The 15,859-nt window shown below is 72.1% G+C and carries 17 protein-coding genes; 11 read left to right on the forward strand and 6 right to left on the reverse strand.

The features are described from left to right. Positions 1-147: 147 nt before the first annotated feature. The 5 genes from ABZ370_RS37535 (at position 148) to rbsD (ending at position 6,283) form a co-directional block, all read left to right on the forward strand. Positions 148-1,164, forward strand: coding sequence for a LacI family DNA-binding transcriptional regulator (locus ABZ370_RS37535; protein ID WP_358630800.1), 1,017 nt, complete (start codon positions 148-150; stop codon positions 1,162-1,164). A gap of 116 nt (positions 1,165-1,280) precedes the next feature. Next, on the forward strand, positions 1,281-2,834 hold the full coding sequence (locus ABZ370_RS37540; protein WP_358630927.1) for a sugar ABC transporter ATP-binding protein: 1,554 nt from the start codon (positions 1,281-1,283) through the stop codon (positions 2,832-2,834). Then, a complete protein-coding gene (locus ABZ370_RS37545) occupies positions 2,824-4,773 on the forward strand; it encodes a substrate-binding domain-containing protein (RefSeq protein WP_358630803.1) in 1,950 nt (649 codons plus the stop codon). The genes ABZ370_RS37540 and ABZ370_RS37545 overlap by 11 nt, the downstream gene beginning before the upstream one ends. 188 nt (positions 4,774-4,961) lie before the next feature. Further along, positions 4,962-5,888 (forward strand): ribokinase, encoded by a 927-nt coding sequence (locus tag ABZ370_RS37550; RefSeq protein WP_358630805.1) that lies wholly within the window; start codon positions 4,962-4,964, stop codon positions 5,886-5,888. Further along, positions 5,885-6,283 (forward strand): D-ribose pyranase, encoded by a 399-nt coding sequence (gene rbsD / locus ABZ370_RS37555; RefSeq protein WP_358630808.1) that lies wholly within the window; start codon positions 5,885-5,887, stop codon positions 6,281-6,283. The genes ABZ370_RS37550 and rbsD overlap by 4 nt, the downstream gene beginning before the upstream one ends. Before the next feature lie 218 nt (positions 6,284-6,501). Here the strand turns inward: rbsD and ABZ370_RS37560 are convergent, their stop codons facing one another. Then, the gene (locus tag ABZ370_RS37560; RefSeq protein WP_358630811.1) at positions 6,502-7,656 is read right to left on the reverse strand and encodes a serine hydrolase domain-containing protein; all 1,155 of its coding nucleotides are present in this window, start codon (positions 7,654-7,656) and stop codon (positions 6,502-6,504) included. A gap of 222 nt (positions 7,657-7,878) precedes the next feature. Here ABZ370_RS37560 and ABZ370_RS37565 point away from each other — a divergent pair, with 222 nt between their 5' ends. The 5 genes from ABZ370_RS37565 to ABZ370_RS37585 all read left to right on the forward strand — a co-directional run bounded on the left by ABZ370_RS37565 (position 7,879) and on the right by ABZ370_RS37585 (position 11,155). Beyond that, positions 7,879-8,283: a hypothetical protein gene (locus ABZ370_RS37565; protein WP_358630814.1), complete on the forward strand. Its 405-nt coding sequence runs from the start codon at positions 7,879-7,881 to the stop codon at positions 8,281-8,283. Between the two features lie 75 nt (positions 8,284-8,358). Next, positions 8,359-8,970 carry a SigE family RNA polymerase sigma factor gene (locus ABZ370_RS37570; RefSeq protein ID WP_358630817.1) on the forward strand — a complete coding sequence of 204 codons (612 nt, stop codon included), beginning with the start codon at positions 8,359-8,361 and terminating at the stop codon, positions 8,968-8,970. Further along, positions 8,967-9,284: a hypothetical protein gene (locus tag ABZ370_RS37575; protein ID WP_358630820.1), complete on the forward strand. Its 318-nt coding sequence runs from the start codon at positions 8,967-8,969 to the stop codon at positions 9,282-9,284. Before ABZ370_RS37570 ends, ABZ370_RS37575 begins: the two co-directional genes overlap by 4 nt. 56 nt (positions 9,285-9,340) lie before the next feature. Then, positions 9,341-9,721 carry a hypothetical protein gene (locus ABZ370_RS37580; protein ID WP_358630823.1) on the forward strand — a complete coding sequence of 127 codons (381 nt, stop codon included), beginning with the start codon at positions 9,341-9,343 and terminating at the stop codon, positions 9,719-9,721. A 267-nt stretch (positions 9,722-9,988) separates the two neighbouring features. Then, positions 9,989-11,155: a methyltransferase domain-containing protein gene (locus ABZ370_RS37585; protein WP_358630825.1), complete on the forward strand. Its 1,167-nt coding sequence runs from the start codon at positions 9,989-9,991 to the stop codon at positions 11,153-11,155. On the opposite strand, the gene ABZ370_RS37590 is transcribed toward ABZ370_RS37585, so the two are convergent. After that, positions 11,061-11,582, reverse strand: coding sequence for a GNAT family N-acetyltransferase (locus ABZ370_RS37590; RefSeq protein ID WP_358630828.1), 522 nt, complete (start codon positions 11,580-11,582; stop codon positions 11,061-11,063). The genes ABZ370_RS37585 and ABZ370_RS37590 overlap by 95 nt on opposite strands. A 249-nt stretch (positions 11,583-11,831) precedes the next feature. Here ABZ370_RS37590 and ABZ370_RS37595 point away from each other — a divergent pair, with 249 nt between their 5' ends. Beyond that, a complete protein-coding gene (locus ABZ370_RS37595; protein ID WP_358630930.1) occupies positions 11,832-12,236 on the forward strand; it encodes a signal peptidase I in 405 nt (134 codons plus the stop codon). Here the strand turns inward: ABZ370_RS37595 and ABZ370_RS37600 are convergent. The 4 genes from ABZ370_RS37600 to ABZ370_RS37615 are packed head-to-tail and all read right to left on the reverse strand — an operon-like array spanning position 12,224 to position 15,810. After that, on the reverse strand, positions 12,224-12,631 hold the full coding sequence (locus tag ABZ370_RS37600) for a DUF6336 family protein (RefSeq protein ID WP_358630831.1): 408 nt from the start codon (positions 12,629-12,631) through the stop codon (positions 12,224-12,226). The two genes, ABZ370_RS37595 and ABZ370_RS37600, sit on opposite strands and share 13 nt — an antisense overlap. 22 nt (positions 12,632-12,653) lie before the next feature. Further along, a complete protein-coding gene (locus ABZ370_RS37605; protein ID WP_358630834.1) occupies positions 12,654-13,499 on the reverse strand; it encodes a sugar phosphate isomerase/epimerase family protein in 846 nt (281 codons plus the stop codon). Next, positions 13,496-14,653: a dihydrodipicolinate synthase family protein gene (locus tag ABZ370_RS37610; protein WP_358630837.1), complete on the reverse strand. Its 1,158-nt coding sequence runs from the start codon at positions 14,651-14,653 to the stop codon at positions 13,496-13,498. Before ABZ370_RS37610 ends, ABZ370_RS37605 begins: the two co-directional genes overlap by 4 nt. Next, entirely contained in the window at positions 14,650-15,810 is a 1,161-nt protein-coding gene (locus ABZ370_RS37615) for a Gfo/Idh/MocA family oxidoreductase (protein WP_358630840.1), read from the reverse strand. The genes ABZ370_RS37610 and ABZ370_RS37615 overlap by 4 nt, the downstream gene beginning before the upstream one ends. Between the last annotated feature and the right edge of the window lie 49 nt (positions 15,811-15,859).

The raw sequence follows: 15,859 nt of genomic DNA on the forward strand, positions 1-15,859 counted from the left end.
ACTCCGGGCCAGGGGCCGGGACAGCGGCCAGGGCGGAACATCACAATCCAGTTGCGGCCGGTTCCGGCATCTTGCCCCGGCCCCGTGTAATCGATTCCAATCTCCTCGGCGTCATCGATGTAATCGATTCCACGAGGAGGTGGGGCGATGCCGGCCATCAAGGACGTGGCGCAGCGCGCCGGGGTCTCCGTCGCGACGGTCTCCCGGGTGCTCAACGACCACCCGGCCGTCCGTACGGACACCCGGGACAAGGTGCTCGCCGCCGTCGCCGACCTCGGCTACCGGCCCAACGCCGTCGCCCGCTCGCTGCGCACCCATCAGACCCGCGCCCTCGGGCTGGTCATCAGCGACGTGCTGAACCCTTTCTTCACCGAGCTGGCCCGTTCCGTCGAGGACGCCGCCCGGGACCGGGGCTACAGCGTGGTCATCGGCAACGCCGACGAGCGGCCCGACCTCCAGGACCACCATGTCGGCACCCTGGTCGACCGCCGCATCGACGGCCTGCTGGTCAGCCCCACCGACGGCGGCTCCCCGCTGATGCTGGACGCCGCCCGCAGCGGGACGCCCATGGTCTTCGTCGACCGCTGGATCGAGGGCGAGGGACTGGACGAGGTACCCGTCGTGCGCACCGACGGCCGGGGCGCGGTCCGCGATCTGGTGGCCCATCTGCACGCCCTCGGGCACCGCAGGCTCGCCATCATCGCGGGCCCGGCCGCCACCACCACCGGGCGCGAGCGGGTGGACGCCTTCCGTTCCGCCCTGCGCGAGTTCGGCCTCGCCCTGTCCGCCGACCACATCGGTCAGGGCGACTTCCAGGCCGACAGCGGGCGGCGGGTGACCGCGCGCTTCCTCGATCTGCCCGACCCCCCGGACGCGATCTTCGCCACCGACAATCTGATGGCGCTCGGCGCGATGGACGAGATCCGCTCCCGTGGGCTGCGGGTGCCGGACGACGTGGCGCTCGCCGCGTTCGACGACATCCCGTGGTTCGTCCACACCGATCCGCCGATCACCGCCATCGCCCAGCCCACCGGAGACCTCGGCCACGCCGCCGTCCGCGCGCTCATCGACCGCGTCGAGGGGCGGCCCGCCGCATCGGTGACCCTGTCCGCCCGCCTGGTCCCCCGCCGCTCCTGCGGCGAGCCCGAAGGGAGCACGCCATGACCACGACGCCCAGCCCCGAGCCGGAACCGGCGCCGCCCGCGCACGCGGACCACGCGGCCGCGGACCACGCGGCCGCGGAGCGCACGGCCGCGGACCACGGGTCGGAGATCCTGCGGATGGAGGGGGTCCGGAAGACGTTTCCGGGGGTGGTCGCGCTGGACGGCGTCGACTTCGACCTCCGCCGGGGCGAGGTGCACGTACTCCTCGGCGAGAACGGTGCGGGCAAGAGCACGCTGATCAAGATGCTCTCCGGTGCGCACCGCCCCGACGGGGGACGCGTACTGGTCGACGGCAGCCCGGTCCGTATCAACGGGGCGCAGGACGCCGAGCGGTTGGGCATCGCCACCATCTACCAGGAGTTCAACCTCGTCCCCGACCTCAGCGTCGCCGAGAACATCTTCCTGGGCCGCCAGCCGCGCCGCTTCGGGGTGGTCAACCGCACGAAGATGGACGAGCGGGCCGCCGAACTCCTCGCCCGCGTCGGCGTGGACGTCTCCCCCCGGACCCGCGTCCGCGACCTGGGGATCGCCCGGCTCCAGATGGTCGAGATCGCCAAGGCGCTCAGCCTGGACGCCCGTGTCCTGATCATGGACGAGCCGACCGCCGTACTCACCACGGAGGAGGTCGACAAGCTCTTCCGGATCGTCCGCACGCTCCGCGCGGACGGTGTGGGCGTCGTCTTCATCACCCACCACCTGGAGGAGATCGCCGCCCTGGGCGACCGCGTGACCGTCCTGCGCGACGGCCGCAGCGTCACCCAGGTCCCGGCCGCCACCGAACGGGACGAACTGGTCCGGCTGATGGTCGGGCGGTCCATCGAGCAGCAGTACCCGAGGGAGCGCCCGGCGTCGACAAGCGCGGACGCGGACGAGCCGCTGCTGAAGGTCCGGGGGCTCGGCCGCGGCGGCAGCTTCCAGGACATCGACTTCGACGTGCGCGCCGGGGAGGTGGTCGGCCTCGCCGGACTCGTCGGGGCGGGCCGTACCGAGGTCGTACGGGCGCTCTTCGGCGCCGATCCGTACGACACCGGCACCGTCGAGGTCGCGGGCGTGCCGCTGCCCCGCCACGACGTGGTCGCCGCGATGGACGCCGGGATCGGCCTCGTACCGGAGGACCGCAAGGGCCAGGGGCTGGTCCTGGACGCGTCCGTGCAGGAGAACCTGGGCCTGGTCACCCTGCGCGGCGCCACCCGCGCCGGGCTCGTCGACCGGGCCGGGCAGCGGCGCGCGGCGGAGCGCATCGCCGAACAGCTGGCGGTCCGGATGGCCGGGCTCGACCAGCAAGTGCGCACCCTCTCCGGCGGCAACCAGCAGAAGGTCGTCATCGGCAAGTGGCTGCTCGCCGACAGCAAGGTGCTCATCCTCGACGAGCCGACCCGCGGTATCGACGTGGGCGCCAAGGTCGAGATCTACCAGCTCGTCAACGAGCTCACCGCGTCCGGCCACGCCGTCCTGATGATCTCCAGCGACCTCCCCGAGGTGCTGGGCATGAGCGACCGCGTCCTGGTCATGGCCCAGGGCCGGATCGCCGGAGAGCTGACCGCGCGGGAAGCGACCCAGGACGCCGTCATGGCCCTGGCGGTGAAGGACGTCAAGGGCGTCGAAGGAAGCACAGACGGTGCCGGCGAAGGAGTCGGCGTCAACGAAAGGGAGGGCTCCCGTGGCCACTGACACGCTCGCGTCCACGAAGGACCCCGGGAGCCCGGCCGTGCTGCGCCGTGTGCTGCTCGACAACGGCGCGCTGAGCGCCCTGGTGCTGCTGGTGGCGGCCATGTCGCTGCTGTCCGGCGACTTCCTCGACCCCGACAATCTCCTCAACGTCGGCGTCCAGGCGGCGGTCACCGCGATCCTCGCCTTCGGCGTCACCTTCGTCATCGTCTCCGCGGGCATCGATCTGTCGGTCGGCTCGGTGGCCGCGCTGTCCGCCACCGTGCTCGCCTGGTCGGCGACTTCGCAGGGGCTGCCGGTGTGGCTCGCGGCGCTGCTCGCCGTCGCCACCGGTGTCGCGTGCGGCCTGGTCAGCGGGGCGCTGGTGTCCTTCGGCAAGCTGCCGCCGTTCATCGCCACACTCGCGATGCTGTCGGTCGGCCGCGGCCTGGCCCTGGTCATCTCACAGGGCAGCCCGATCACCGTCCCCGACTCGGTGTCCGGCCTCGGCGACACGCTCGGCGGCTGGCTGCCGGTCCCGGTGCTCGTGATGATCGCGATGGGCCTGATCACCTCCGGGGTGCTGGGCCGTACGTACGCGGGCCGCGCGATGTACGCGATCGGCGGCAACGAGGAGGCGGCCCGGCTCTCCGGCATCCGGGTGGGCCGTCAGAAGCTGGTCATCTACGCCCTGTCCGGCGGCTTCGCCGCGATCGCGGGCATCGTGCTCGCCTCCCGGCTCTCCTCCGCGCAGCCGCAGGCGGCGGTCGGCTACGAACTGGACGCGATCGCCGCGGTCGTCATCGGCGGCGCGAGCCTGTCCGGCGGCGTCGGCAAGGCGTCCGGCACGCTCATCGGCGCGCTGATCCTGGCCGTGCTGCGCAACGGGCTCAACCTGCTGGAGGTCTCCGCCTTCTGGCAGCAGGTCGTCATCGGTGTCGTCATCGCGCTGGCGGTGCTGCTCGACACGGTGCGGCGGCGCGCCGGGGCCCGGCCCGCGGCGCCGGGCGCGGCGGCCGGTGGGCCGTCCGGTGGCGGCCGTAAGGCGGCCATGAACGCCGGGAAGTTCGCGGTGGCCGCCGTGGTCGTCGCGGCGTTCGCCTTCGGCTCGTCGCTGTGGCACTCCGGTTCGGGCGGCGGCGCGAAGCCCAAGGTGGGACTGTCGGTCTCGACCCTCAACAACCCCTTCTTCGTACAGCTCAAGGCGGGCGCGCAGGCCGAGGCCAAGCGCGCCGGGATCAGCCTCACCGTCACCGACGCCCAGAACGACGCCTCCCAGCAGGCCAATCAGATACAGAACTTCACCAGCCAGAACATGAAGTCGATCATCATCAACCCGGTCGACTCCGACGCGGCGAGCCCGTCCGTCAAAACCGCCAACAAGGCCGGTATCCCGGTGCTCGCCGCCGACCGCACCGTCAACAAGGCGGACGTCGCCTCCCTGGTGGCCTCCGACAACATCGCGGGCGGCAAGCTCGCCGCCAAGACGCTGGCCGAACGGCTCGGCGGCAAGGGCAAGATCCTGGTTCTCCAGGGCGTCGCCGGTACGTCGGCCTCGCGCGAGCGCGGCCAGGGCTTCGCGGAGGGGCTGAAGGCGTACCCGGGCATCAAGGTCGTCGGCAAGCAGCCCGCGGACTTCGACCGCACCAAGGCCCTGGACGTGACCACCAACCTGCTCCAGGCCCACTCGGGCGTCGACGGCGTCTTCGCCGAGAACGACGAGATGGCGCTCGGCGCGATCAAGGCGCTGGGCTCCAAGGCGGGCAAGTCCGTGAAGGTCGTCGGCTTCGACGGCGAACCGGACGGCCTCAAGGCGGTGCGGAACGGCACGCTGACCGCGACCGTCGCCCAGCAGCCCGAGGAGCTGGGGCGGCTGGTCGTACGGAACGCGATCAAGGCCGCGAAGGGTCAGAAGATCGCCGGGGCGGTCAAGGTCCCGGTGAAGGTCGTCGCGGCGAAGTGACTGTCCGCTGACGCGTATCGGATGACAGGTATCAGCTGACACGTATCGGTTGGCAGATATCGGCTGACACATAGCAGCTGACAGATATCAGCTGACACGTGACGGCTGACATCTGACAGCTGACAGGTATCGGCTGACAGCTGACACATGACGGCTGACAAAATCGCCCGTCTGAAAGGACATACCCCATGCACGACTACGACCTGCTGGTCGTGGGGTCGGCCAACGCCGATCTGGTGGTCGGCGTCGACCGCCGCCCCGGGGCCGGGGAAACCGTCCTCGGCTCCGACCTGGCCGTCCACCCGGGGGGCAAGGGCGCCAACCAGGCCGTCGCCGCCGGGCGTCTGGGGGCCCGTACGGCGCTGCTGGCCCGGGTCGGCGACGACGACTACGGCAGGCTGCTGCTGGACTCGCAGCGGGCGGCCGGGGTCGACACCGTCGGCGTCCTGGTCGGCGGCGCGCCCACCGGGGTCGCACTGATCACGGTGGACCCCTCGGGCGACAACAGCATCGTGGTCTCCCCCGGCGCCAACTCCCGGCTCACCCCCGGGGACGTACGCGGCGCCGGGAGCCTGCTGGCCGCCGCCCGTGTCGTCTCGCTCCAGCTGGAGATCCCGCTGGAGACGGTCGCCGCGGTGGTGCGCGCCGCGGACGCGGGCTTCGGCGACCGGCCCGGGCCGCGCGTGGTGCTCAACCCGTCGCCGCCCGCGTCCCTGCCCGCCGATGTGCTGGCCGCGTGCGATCCCCTCGTCGTCAACGAGCACGAGGCGCGGTATCTGCTGAGCGACCATCCGGCCGGGGACGCCACGGACCCCGAGGCGTGGGCGTCGGCGCTGCTGGCGCGCGGCCCGCGCTCGGTGGTGGTCACCCTGGGCGGCGCGGGCGCGCTCGTCGCCGAGCGCGACCGTACCGTCCGGGTCCCCAGCGTGCCGGTCGAGGCCGTGGACACCACGGGCGCCGGTGATGCCTTCACCGGTGCGCTCGCCTGGCGGCTGGGCGTCGGCGACGACCTGGAGACCGCGGTCCGGTACGCCGTACGCGTCGGCGCGGCCGCCGTGACCCGGGCCGGGGCGCAGGTGTCGTTCCCGACCGCCGACGAGGTGGCGTCCCTGTGAAGCGTGCGGGGATTCTCAACCGTCATCTGAGCGCGGGTATCGCGCTGCTGGGCCACACCGACACGGTGATGGTGTGCGACGCGGGCCTGCCGATACCGTCCTCCGGTCCCGTCGTCGTCGACCTGGCCTTCACGGCGGGGGTGCCGTCCTTCGAGCAGGTGCTGGCCGGACTGCTGGACGAGCTGGTGACCGAAGGGGCGGTCGCGGCGCAGGAGGTGAGCGAGTACAACCCGGCGGCGCTGGCCCTGCTGGACGCGTACTTCCCCTACCCCGCGCTGGATCTCGTGTCGCACGAGGAGCTGAAGTCCCGTACGGCCACGGCGAAGCTGGTCGTACGGACCGGCGAGGCGCGGCCGTACGCGAACGTGCTGCTGCGGTGCGGCGTGCCGTTCTGACGTCGCCCTGCCCCGTACGGCGTCCCGACGCGTTTCGAGGGGCCCGGTCCGTCGACCAGGCCCCTCGTTTCCCCCTCCTCAGGGCTTCCTCCGAATCCCCCCAGATCCCTCCCCAGGAAGCCCGATGCCAGATACGACCGGCCGGGGCCCGGAAGGGTTGCACGATTTTCCGAAGTTATTGATCTGTTACTTCGCTATGTCGTTACTTCGTTACCTCGCTACTTCGGACCGCAGAACTCCGCCTCGATGACGTTGAAGTAGTGGGACGAGTCCGGGAGCCGGTCGCCGTTGGCGTTGAACGCCAGCTGATGCCTGCCGTCCTCCGTGCCCACCACCGCCGACAGCGAGCCATTGGTACGGCCCGTCTTGCCCACCACGGTCACACCGCAGGACAGGGTGGCCGTCTCGACCCCGAGCCCGTACCCGATCCCCCCGTCGGACGGCACCTCGTTCAGCATCTCGTCCAGCTGGGCCCGGGGCAGCAACCGGCCGCGCATCAGGGCGCGGTCGAAGCGGTTGAGGTCACCAGCGGTGGAAATCAGCTCGCCCGCCGCGCCCAGCCAGCTCATGTTCTGCTCGGTGGCGTCGTGGACCGGGGCGTCGGGGGACTCGTCGTGGAGCCAGGAGTACGCGACGGGGTGCGGCTTCGGCATCTTCGGTCCGGTGCCGGGGAACGACGTTTCGCGCAGCTTCAGCGGCTTGATGATCCGCCGGGTGGCCTCCTGGGCGTAGGAGTGTCCCGTCACCTTCTCGATGACCATCCCCGCGAGGACGTAATTGGTGTTCGCGTACCACGGCTCCCCGCCCGGTGCGGAGTGCGGCGGGTGCTTCATCGCGACGGCCACCAGGTCCTCGGGCCTGTAGGTGTCGTAGCGGTGCTCGGGGAAGCCGCTGCCGGAGGTGTTGACCTGGAACTCCGGGTCCTCGGTGTAGTTGTAGAGGCCGCTGGTGTGGTTGAGCAGACGCCGCAGGGTGATCTCGCTGCCGTCGTTTCCGTTGCCCCGCATTACCCCGGGCAGCCACTTCTCGACCGAGTCGTCCAGGTTCAGCCGTCCCTCCGCCTCCAGTTGGAGGAGGACGGTCGCGATGAACGGCTTGGTGATACTCGCCGCCCGGAAGTGGTCATCGGGCGACCGTTTCCGACCGGTGTCGGTGTCCGCGTAGCCCGCCGACCCGAACCAGGTCTCCCCGTCCTCCCGCACCATGGCCGCCACCCCGGGCATCCCGCCCTCCGCCACCCACTGCCGCAGCGCGTCCCGCGTCGCCTCGTGGCCGTCCGTCGTGGCGGCGTGCGCGGGCGTGAGGGCGGTGGCGCCCACGGCCAGGCTCACCACCAGGGTGCATAAGCCAGTGCGTATCGCTCGCTGTCTCATCCGTGGACCTCCCCGGTCACCGGTCGGGCCCCGTGGGCCCCTGCGGTGGGAGTGACGCGAGCGGCACCCCGGGGGTTGATCCAAGAATTTCCGGGTGCCGCGACAACCTCGGGTGGGGCCGCACGTCTGGTGGGGTGAAGGCGAATTCCGGGACGGGTCTTCCGGTCCTCGGCGCCGCCTGATCCATCAGCGTTTTCCCGATCTTCCTGGAGTCGTTGACCTATGCGGCACATCCGCGCCAAGAAGCTGAACCGCCCCGTGCGCACCTGGGTACTGGGGTCGGCCGCCGGTATCGCCCTGCTCGTGGGCGGCGGTGTGGCCGCCCAGGCGGCCACCACGGACCACTCACGGCCGACCGAGTCGAGCTCGCCCGCTCCGGTCCCGGCCAAGCCGGCCCCGGCTGACCCCAAGCCTGTACCGGCCGACCCCAAGCCCGTCCCGGCCGACCCGTCGGACCCGGCCGAGCCCAAGCCCGTACCGGCTGACCCCAAGCCTGTCCCGGCTGACCCGGCCGAGCCCAAGCCCGTACCCGCCGAGCCCAAGCCCGTACCCGCCGAGCCCAAGCCCGTACCCGCCGAGCCCAAGCCCGTACCGGCCGAGCCCAAGCCCGTACCGGCCAACCGCTAGCCGTCAGTCACGGAGGGGGCAGGACCGGGTCCGGAGCCGGTCCTGCCGCACCCACCGACGAGGTGAACGAGGACGATGCAGCTCACTCTTGTCCTGCCCTGGTGGGCCCGGCTGCTTCGCCGTGCCCGGACGACCACCCCGGCGCCGGGGGTGCGCCTCCGGGCGCTGACGCCCGTGGCGGGCCGGGACGACGAGGAGCCACCGCCCACGCTGGCCGACCTGTACCGGGCCCGGCGGCTCGACATGATCCGGCTGGCGGTCTTCCTGGTGGACGATCCGCACACCGCCGAGGACGTCGTCCAGGACGCCTTCGCCGCCGTCTGCCGCAGACACGGCGCCCGGCTGGACGACCTCCAGGACGCGCACGCCTATCTGCACACCGCCGTGGTCAACGCCGCCCGCTCGGTGCTGCGCCGACGGCGTACGGCCCGGGCGTACACCCCGCCGTACCAGGGGCCCGGCGCGCCGGTGGACGAGCCGCTGCTGCTCGCCGAGGAACACCGGCAGGTCCTCGACGCCCTCGCCCAACTCACCCCGCGCCAGCGTGAGGTGCTGGTGCTGCGCTACTGGTCCGATCTGTCCGAGGTGCGGATAGCCGAGACCCTCGGCGTGTCCCGTGGCACGGTGAAGTCGACCGCGAGCCGTGCGCTCGACACCCTGGAGAAGCTGCTGGAGGTGGACCGATGAGCACTCACCCGCCGATCGAGGACCGGCTGCGCGCCGCGCTCGACGCCCGTGCGCGGCTCATCAGCGCCCACGACCTGTCCCCGTCCCGTCCCCCCACCGGCCCCGCCTGGGGGACCCGGCGGATACGCCGCGTCGTCTCCGCCGTAGCCGCCGCGGCGGTCGTCGCGGCAGCCATCGCCTTCCTCCTGCTGTCCGGCTCCCCGGGGCGCCCCCGCCCGGCACCGCCCGCGCGCGATCCCGGCGTCACCCACGAGACCTCACCCGTCCCCTCACCGGCCGAGTCCACGGCCCGGCCGACCCCCCAACCACGCTGACGCCGGGGAGGGCTGACCTCGGCTGTTATGTTCATGCCTTTGTGCCCAACGGAGGGATGAACGGCATAAGTACCGACACCAACAAGGCCCCGTACGACACTCCTTTCGCGCTGCGCGCCCACCGCACGCGCAGCACAGGGCTCGGACTGCTGCTCCTGGCGGGCCTGTCCTGGATCTACGTGGCCGTGCTGCTGTTCACGCCGTACAGCGCCGGGGATTACAGCAACCACTGCGACCCGCAGGCGCTCTCCGACCGCGAGCACGTGTACGAGGAGTGCGAGGCCAAGCGCGACTGGCCGAAGCTGATGGGCTTTCTGACCGTCGCGTTCCCGCTCGGCATCGTGGGCGTCGGCCTCTACGTCAGCGGCAGCACCCGGCTTCAACTGCGCGAGTACGTCGTCGAGACGCCGAAGCGGGCCGAACAGCCCTCCGAGTAAACGAGATAAAAGGGCTTCTCCTGGGAAGGTCACGCGTCCAAAGCCGCGAGTCGAGCTCGCCGCGAGTGACGATTGCGAGCATGGGTGCGGACTACGCATCGTGGAGGCGGTCGCGAGCCGCGATATGGGCCGAGCGAGTAGTGGGACGAGCGAGGGAGAGGCCATGGATCTGAAGCACCGCTCACCGGTCGGTGACGACGGGCATCAGCCGGGGCGGCCCGTGCCGCCTCCGCCGCCCGAGCAACCGGCGCCGCAGCCGGGGCAGAAGTGATCGACCGGCTGCTGGCCCAGCTCACCGAGAGCTTGGGGCGTCCCGTGCCCGTGGAGTGGGAGCGGGCCCTGCGGGCCGTGCCGCGGCATCTGTTTCTGCCCGACCGGCTGTGGCTGCGGGACGGGGACGGCGGCTACGCACTGTGCGACAGGGCGCGTGAGCCGGGGCGTTGGAGGGATGCCGCGTACACCGACGCGCCGCTGGTCACTCAGCTCGCGACCGAGGGCGGGCTTCAGGTGCCGACCTCTTCCGCGTCCGCGCCGAGCACGGTCCTCCGCATGCTGGAACAAGCGGAGATCGAGGACGGCATGCGGGTGTTGGAGATCGGCACCGGGACGGGCTTTCACGCCGCGCTGCTGGCGGCACGGCTCGGCGGTGACCGGGTCGTCTCGGTCGAGATCGACCCCGGTCTGGCGGAGGAGGCCCGGGGGCGGCTGGCCCGGGCGGGGTTCGGTCCGGCCGTGGAGTGCGGGGACGGGGCCCGGGGCTGGGCGGCGGGCGGGCCGTACGACCGGGTCATCGCCACTTGCTCGGTACGGGCGGTGCCGCCCGCCTGGCTGGAGCAGACCCGGGCCGGGGGCCGGATCGTCACTCCCTGGGACAGCGCCTGGTGCTGCTACGGGACCTTGGTGCTGGCCAAGGACGCCGACGGCGGGGTCTCGGGGCGCTTCGCGCCGTACGGCTCGTACATGACCATGCGGGGCCAGCGGCCGGACGTCGAGCTGAGCCGGGATGTGCTGCGGGAGGGGCAGGTGGCGGACCTTTCGGTGACCGGCCTCTCGCCGTGGGCCGTGGCCGGGCACGACCTGGACGCGCAATTCGCCATCGGGCTCGCCGTGCCCGGCGTCTGGCATTCCTGGGCGACCGGGGTCGCCGGTGTCCACACCCGGCTGTGGCTGGCCGACGACGCCGCCTCGTCGTGGGCCGCCGTCGACTACGACGGTGAGCAGACGGCGGCGTTCGCCGTCTCCCAGTTCGGGCCGCGCAGGCTATGGGACGAGGTGGCCGGGGCCCACCGGCGGTGGGTTGCCGCCGGTGGGCCCCGGGTGGACCGGTACGGGCTCGTGGTCAGTGCGCCTGGTAGCGGGCCACGTTCTGATCGGGTTGGGGCTGGTCGGGTTGTGTGCTGTGACGCCGGAAGCCGGACTTCTCCAGCACCCTGATGGACGGCGGGTTCGCCAGCTCCACGGTGGCGTGCACCGTGTGGACGCCCGGGGCGGTGAGCGCGTGCGCGGTGAGGGCGCGGGTGGCCTCGGGGGCGTAGCCGTGGCCTCGGCGGGAGGGCACGACGCCGTAGCCGATTTCGACGGCGCCGTCGCTCGGCGGCCAGAACAGGCCGATCGAGCCGATCACCAGACCGGTGGACCGCTCGATGATCAGCCGGTGGCCGTACGGGCCCAGCCAGTCGGGGTGCTCGGTGAAGAGCGCGGCGATGACCTGGTCACCCTCGGCGGGGAAGTCGTCGGCCCAGTGCGACGGCCGGGCGCCGTCCAGGACGGCGGCGGCCTCGGCGGGGGTCCATGACCGCAGGACGAGGCGGTCGGTGGTCAGGTCGGGATGAGCCGGTGGGACGGAGACGGAAGAGGACACGTGGTGCTCCTGGTCGTTCGGAGGACCCGGCCGTGCGCGGGCCGGACGCGGGCATGCTGATGAGGGCCGACCGCAGCCATATTCATCAAGCTCCCTCGTCACCGATGGGCACGCGTCTCTCGCGCCGCGAACGAAGACCCTAGCCAGCCCTCGCGCTCCCCACAATGGAGTCGCGCGGGGCAGCTGCTAGCTTGCGGAGATGTGAACGACAACGTGGACGACAGCGTGTACGTGGACCTGGGCGACGGCGTGGACGACAGCGTCTACGTGGGCAACGCGGGCAAGGACGCGGCGCTGGACCGGGGCTGGATTCTCGGGCACTTCAAGGAGGCGGGCGACCCCCGCCACAGTGCCGACGTGGAGATCAAGTGGGGTGTCCACCCGCCCGGGGACGAGCGGGCCCAGTGGGTGCGGGGTGAGCAGCGGACGGCGCTGCTGGTGCTCATCAGCGGGCGCTTCCGCGTGGAGCTGCCCGGCCGCAGCGTCCTCCTGGCGGAGCAGGGGGATTACGTCGTGTGGGGGCGCGGGGTCGACCACTCCTGGGTGGCGGAGGAGGAGTCGGTGGTGCTGACCGTGCGCTGGCCGTCGGTGCCCGGGTACGCGGTGCCGCGGGAGGACGAGGCGACGGCAGACGACAGGCGTCAGCTGCCGTAGAGCCAGCTCCCGTACGCCGCCTCGTCGACCACGCCGTACAGCCAGAACGCGGCGGGCGCCAGGACCAGGGCCATGACGCCGCAGCGGACCATGGCCGGGGCCATGATCGTGGCGCCCTCCCACTGGCTGGTGATCGAGCGAAAGTCGCGCCACCGGCGGATGACGCCGCCGCAGCACGCCCAGAGGAGCGCGCCGAACACGACGAACACCCCGCCGAAGACGAGCGCGAAGCCGCCGACGACCGCGATGAATTCCTCCCGGTCGCTGTGGTCGCCGACGCACCACATGGCAATCAGCAGGACGACGATCGATGCCAGTCCGTGCAGCGCCCCGCGCAGCAGGACGTCACGCACCCGCAGCCGTGGCTCGATTATCCGGCGCTCCCCCGAGTTCATGGCCGCACCCTATCCGGCCCGGTTACAGCACCAGCGCGCGGTAGCGGTCGGCCACCTCTGCCAGGACCTCGGCACCGTCGCGGGCCCAGAGGTCCGGGTTGAAGATCTCGACCTCGATGGGGCCGTCGTAGCCGGTCGCGTCGACCTGTTCGCGGAACCAGCGGAAGTCGACCGCGCCGTCACCGAGCTGGCCCCGGCCCAGCAGCACCCCCTCGGGCAGGGGCGTGATCCAGTCGGCGAGCTGGAAGGCGGCGATGCGGCCCTCGGCACCCGCGCGGGCGATCTGCGCGGCCGCGGTGTCGTCCCACCACAGGTGGTAGGTGTCCACGACGACGCCGACCTGGTCGGCCGGGAAGCGGATCGCCAGGTCGAGGGCCTGGGTGAGGGTGGAGACGACGCAGCGGTCGGACGCGTACATGGGGTGCAGGGGCTCGATCGCCAGCCGGACGCCGCGCTCGGCGGCGTACGGGCCCAGCTCGCCCAGCGCGTCGGCGATGCGCTCACGTGCGGCGAACAGGTCGCGGCTGCCGGACGGGAGGCCGCCGGAGACCAGGACCAGGGTGTCGGTGCCGAGGGTGGCGGCCTCGTCGATGGCGGTGCGGTTGTCGGCGAGGGCGGCGGCCCGCTCAGCGGGGTCGGTCGCGGTGAAGAAGCCGCCGCGGCACAGCGACGTGACGGTCAGCCCCGCGTCGCGGATGAGCCGGGCGGCGGCGTCCACGCCGTACTTCTGGACCGGCTCGCGCCACAGGCCGACGCCCGTGACGCCCGCCTTGACGCAGCCCTCGGCCAGCTCCGGCAGCGACCACTGCTTGATCGTTTCCTGGTTGAGGCTCAGGCGCCCCAAGGAATTCGGCGATGCGGCGTTCACTGGGCGACTCCATGGACGGACAGCAGGTGCTTCATACGGGACTCGGCCAGCGCCGGGTCCGGGAACAGGCCCAGGCCGTCGGCCAGCTCGTACGCCCGCGCCAGGTGCGGCAGCGAACGGGCCGACTGGAGGCCGCCCACCATCGTGAAGTGCGACTGGTGGCCCGCCAGCCAGGCCAGGAAGACGACGCCCGTCTTGTAGTAGCGGGTCGGGTTCTGGAAGAGGTGGCGGGAGAGTTCCACCGTGGGGTCGAGCAGGGCGCGGAAGCCCGCGCCGTCGCCGGTGTCCAGGCGGCGTACGGCCTCGGCGGCGAGCGGGCCCAGCGGGTCGAAGATGCCGAGCAGGGCGTGGCTGAAGCCCCGGTCGTCGCCCGCGATCAGCTCGGGGTAGTTGAAGTCGTCGCCGGTGTAGCAGCGGACGCCGTCCGGGAGGCGGCGGCGCAGCTCGACCTCGCGCCGGGCGTCGAGCAAGGAGACCTTGATGCCGTCGACCTTGTCGGGGTGGGCGGCGATCACGTCGAGGAAGGTGTCGGTGGCGGCGTCCAGGTCGGAGCTGCCCCAGTAGCCCTCCAGGGCCGGGTCGAACATCGGGCCCAGCCAGTGCAGGACGACCGGTTCGGTGGCCTGGCGCAGCAGGTGTCCGTAGACGTCGAGGTAGTCGTCCGGGCCTTTGGCGGCGGCGCACAGGGCGCGGGAGGCCATCAGGATCGCCTGGGCGCCGGACTCCTCGACGACGGCGAGCTGTTCCTCGTACGCGGTCCGCACCTCGGCCGCCGTGCGGTCGCCGGGGGCCAGCTGGTCGGTGCCGACGCCGCAGGCGATGCGGCCGCCCGCCGCCCCGGCCTCGGCGGCCGAGCGGCGGATCAGCTCGGCGGCGCCCGCCCAGTCGAGGCCCATGCCGCGCTGGGCGGTGTCCATGGCCTCGGCGACGCCGAGCCCGTGGGACCACAGATGGCGGCGGAAGGCGAGGGTGGCGTCCCAGTCGACGGCGGCGGGGCTGTCGGGGCTGACGTCGGCGTACGGGTCGGCGACCACATGGGCGGCCGAGAACACGACGCGGGAGGTCAGCGGCGCGCCGGAAGTCAGCGCCAGCGGCTCGGTGCGGGGCTCGTAGGGGCGGGTCGCGCCGCCCGGCCCGGGCAGGTGGAGGGTCACAGGTTCAGCTCCGGGACGTCGAACCGGCGGCCCTCCGCGGAGGACGCGAGGCCCAGCTCGGCGAGCTGGACGCCGCGGGCGCCCGCGAGGAGGTCCCAGCGCCAGGGCTCGTCCAGCGCGACGTGGCGCAGGAACAGCTCCCACTGGGCCTTGAAGCCGTTGTCGAACTCGTCGTTGTCGGGGATCTCCTGCCACTGGTCGCGGAAGGACTCGGTGGCCGGGAGGTCCGGGTTCCAGACCGGCTTGGGGGTGGCCGAGCGGTGCTGGACGCGGCAGTTGCGCAGGCCCGCGACGGCCGAGCCCTCGGTGCCGTCGACCTGGAACTCGACCAGCTCGTCGCGGTTGACGCGGACCGCCCAGGAGGAGTTGATCTGGGCGATGGCGCCGCCTTCGAGCTGGAAGACGCCGTAGGCCGCGTCGTCGGCGGTGGCGTCGTACGGCTTGCCCTGCTCGTCCCAGCGGGTCGGGATGTGGGTGGTGGCCTGGGCCTGGACGGTGCGGACGGGGCCGAACAGCTCGTGCAGGACGTACTCCCAGTGCGGGAACATGTCGACGACGATGCCGCCGCCGTCCTCGGCGCGGTAGTTCCAGGAGGGGCGCTGGGCGCTCTGCCAGTCGCCCTCGAAGACCCAGTAGCCGAACTCGCCGCGGATGGAGAGGATCTTGCCGAAGAAGCCGCCGTCGATGAGCCGCTTCAGCTTCAGCAGCCCCGGCAGGAAGATCTTGTCCTGGACGACGCCGTGCTTGATGCCCGCGGCCTGGGCGAGCCGGGCCAGTTCGAGGGCGCCGTCGAGGCCGGTGGCGGTCGGCTTCTCGGTGTAGATGTGCTTGCCCGCCGCGATGGCCTTCTTGAGGGCGTCCTCGCGGGCGGCGGTGACCTGGGCGTCGAAGTAGATGTCGACGCTGTCGTCGGCGAGCACGGCGTCCAGGTCGGTGGAGACGTCGGCTACGGGATCGAGGCCGTGGCGCTCGGCCATCGCCTTCAGGGCGTGCTCGCGACGGCCGACGAGCAGCGGTTCGGGCCACAGCACGCTGCCGTCGCCGAGGTCGATGCCGCCCTGTTCGCGGATGGCGAGCAGCGACCGGACGAGGTGTTGGCGGTATCCCATCCGGCCGGTCACACCGTTCATGGCGATCCGCACGGTCTTGCGTGTCACGTGGCTTCGTCTCCTCACCAGAGTCACCAGAGAGTGGTGGCAAGCACCT

The organism is Streptomyces sp. NPDC005962, from assembly GCF_040629205.1.
Classification (GTDB): Bacteria; Actinomycetota; Actinomycetes; order Streptomycetales; family Streptomycetaceae; genus Streptomyces.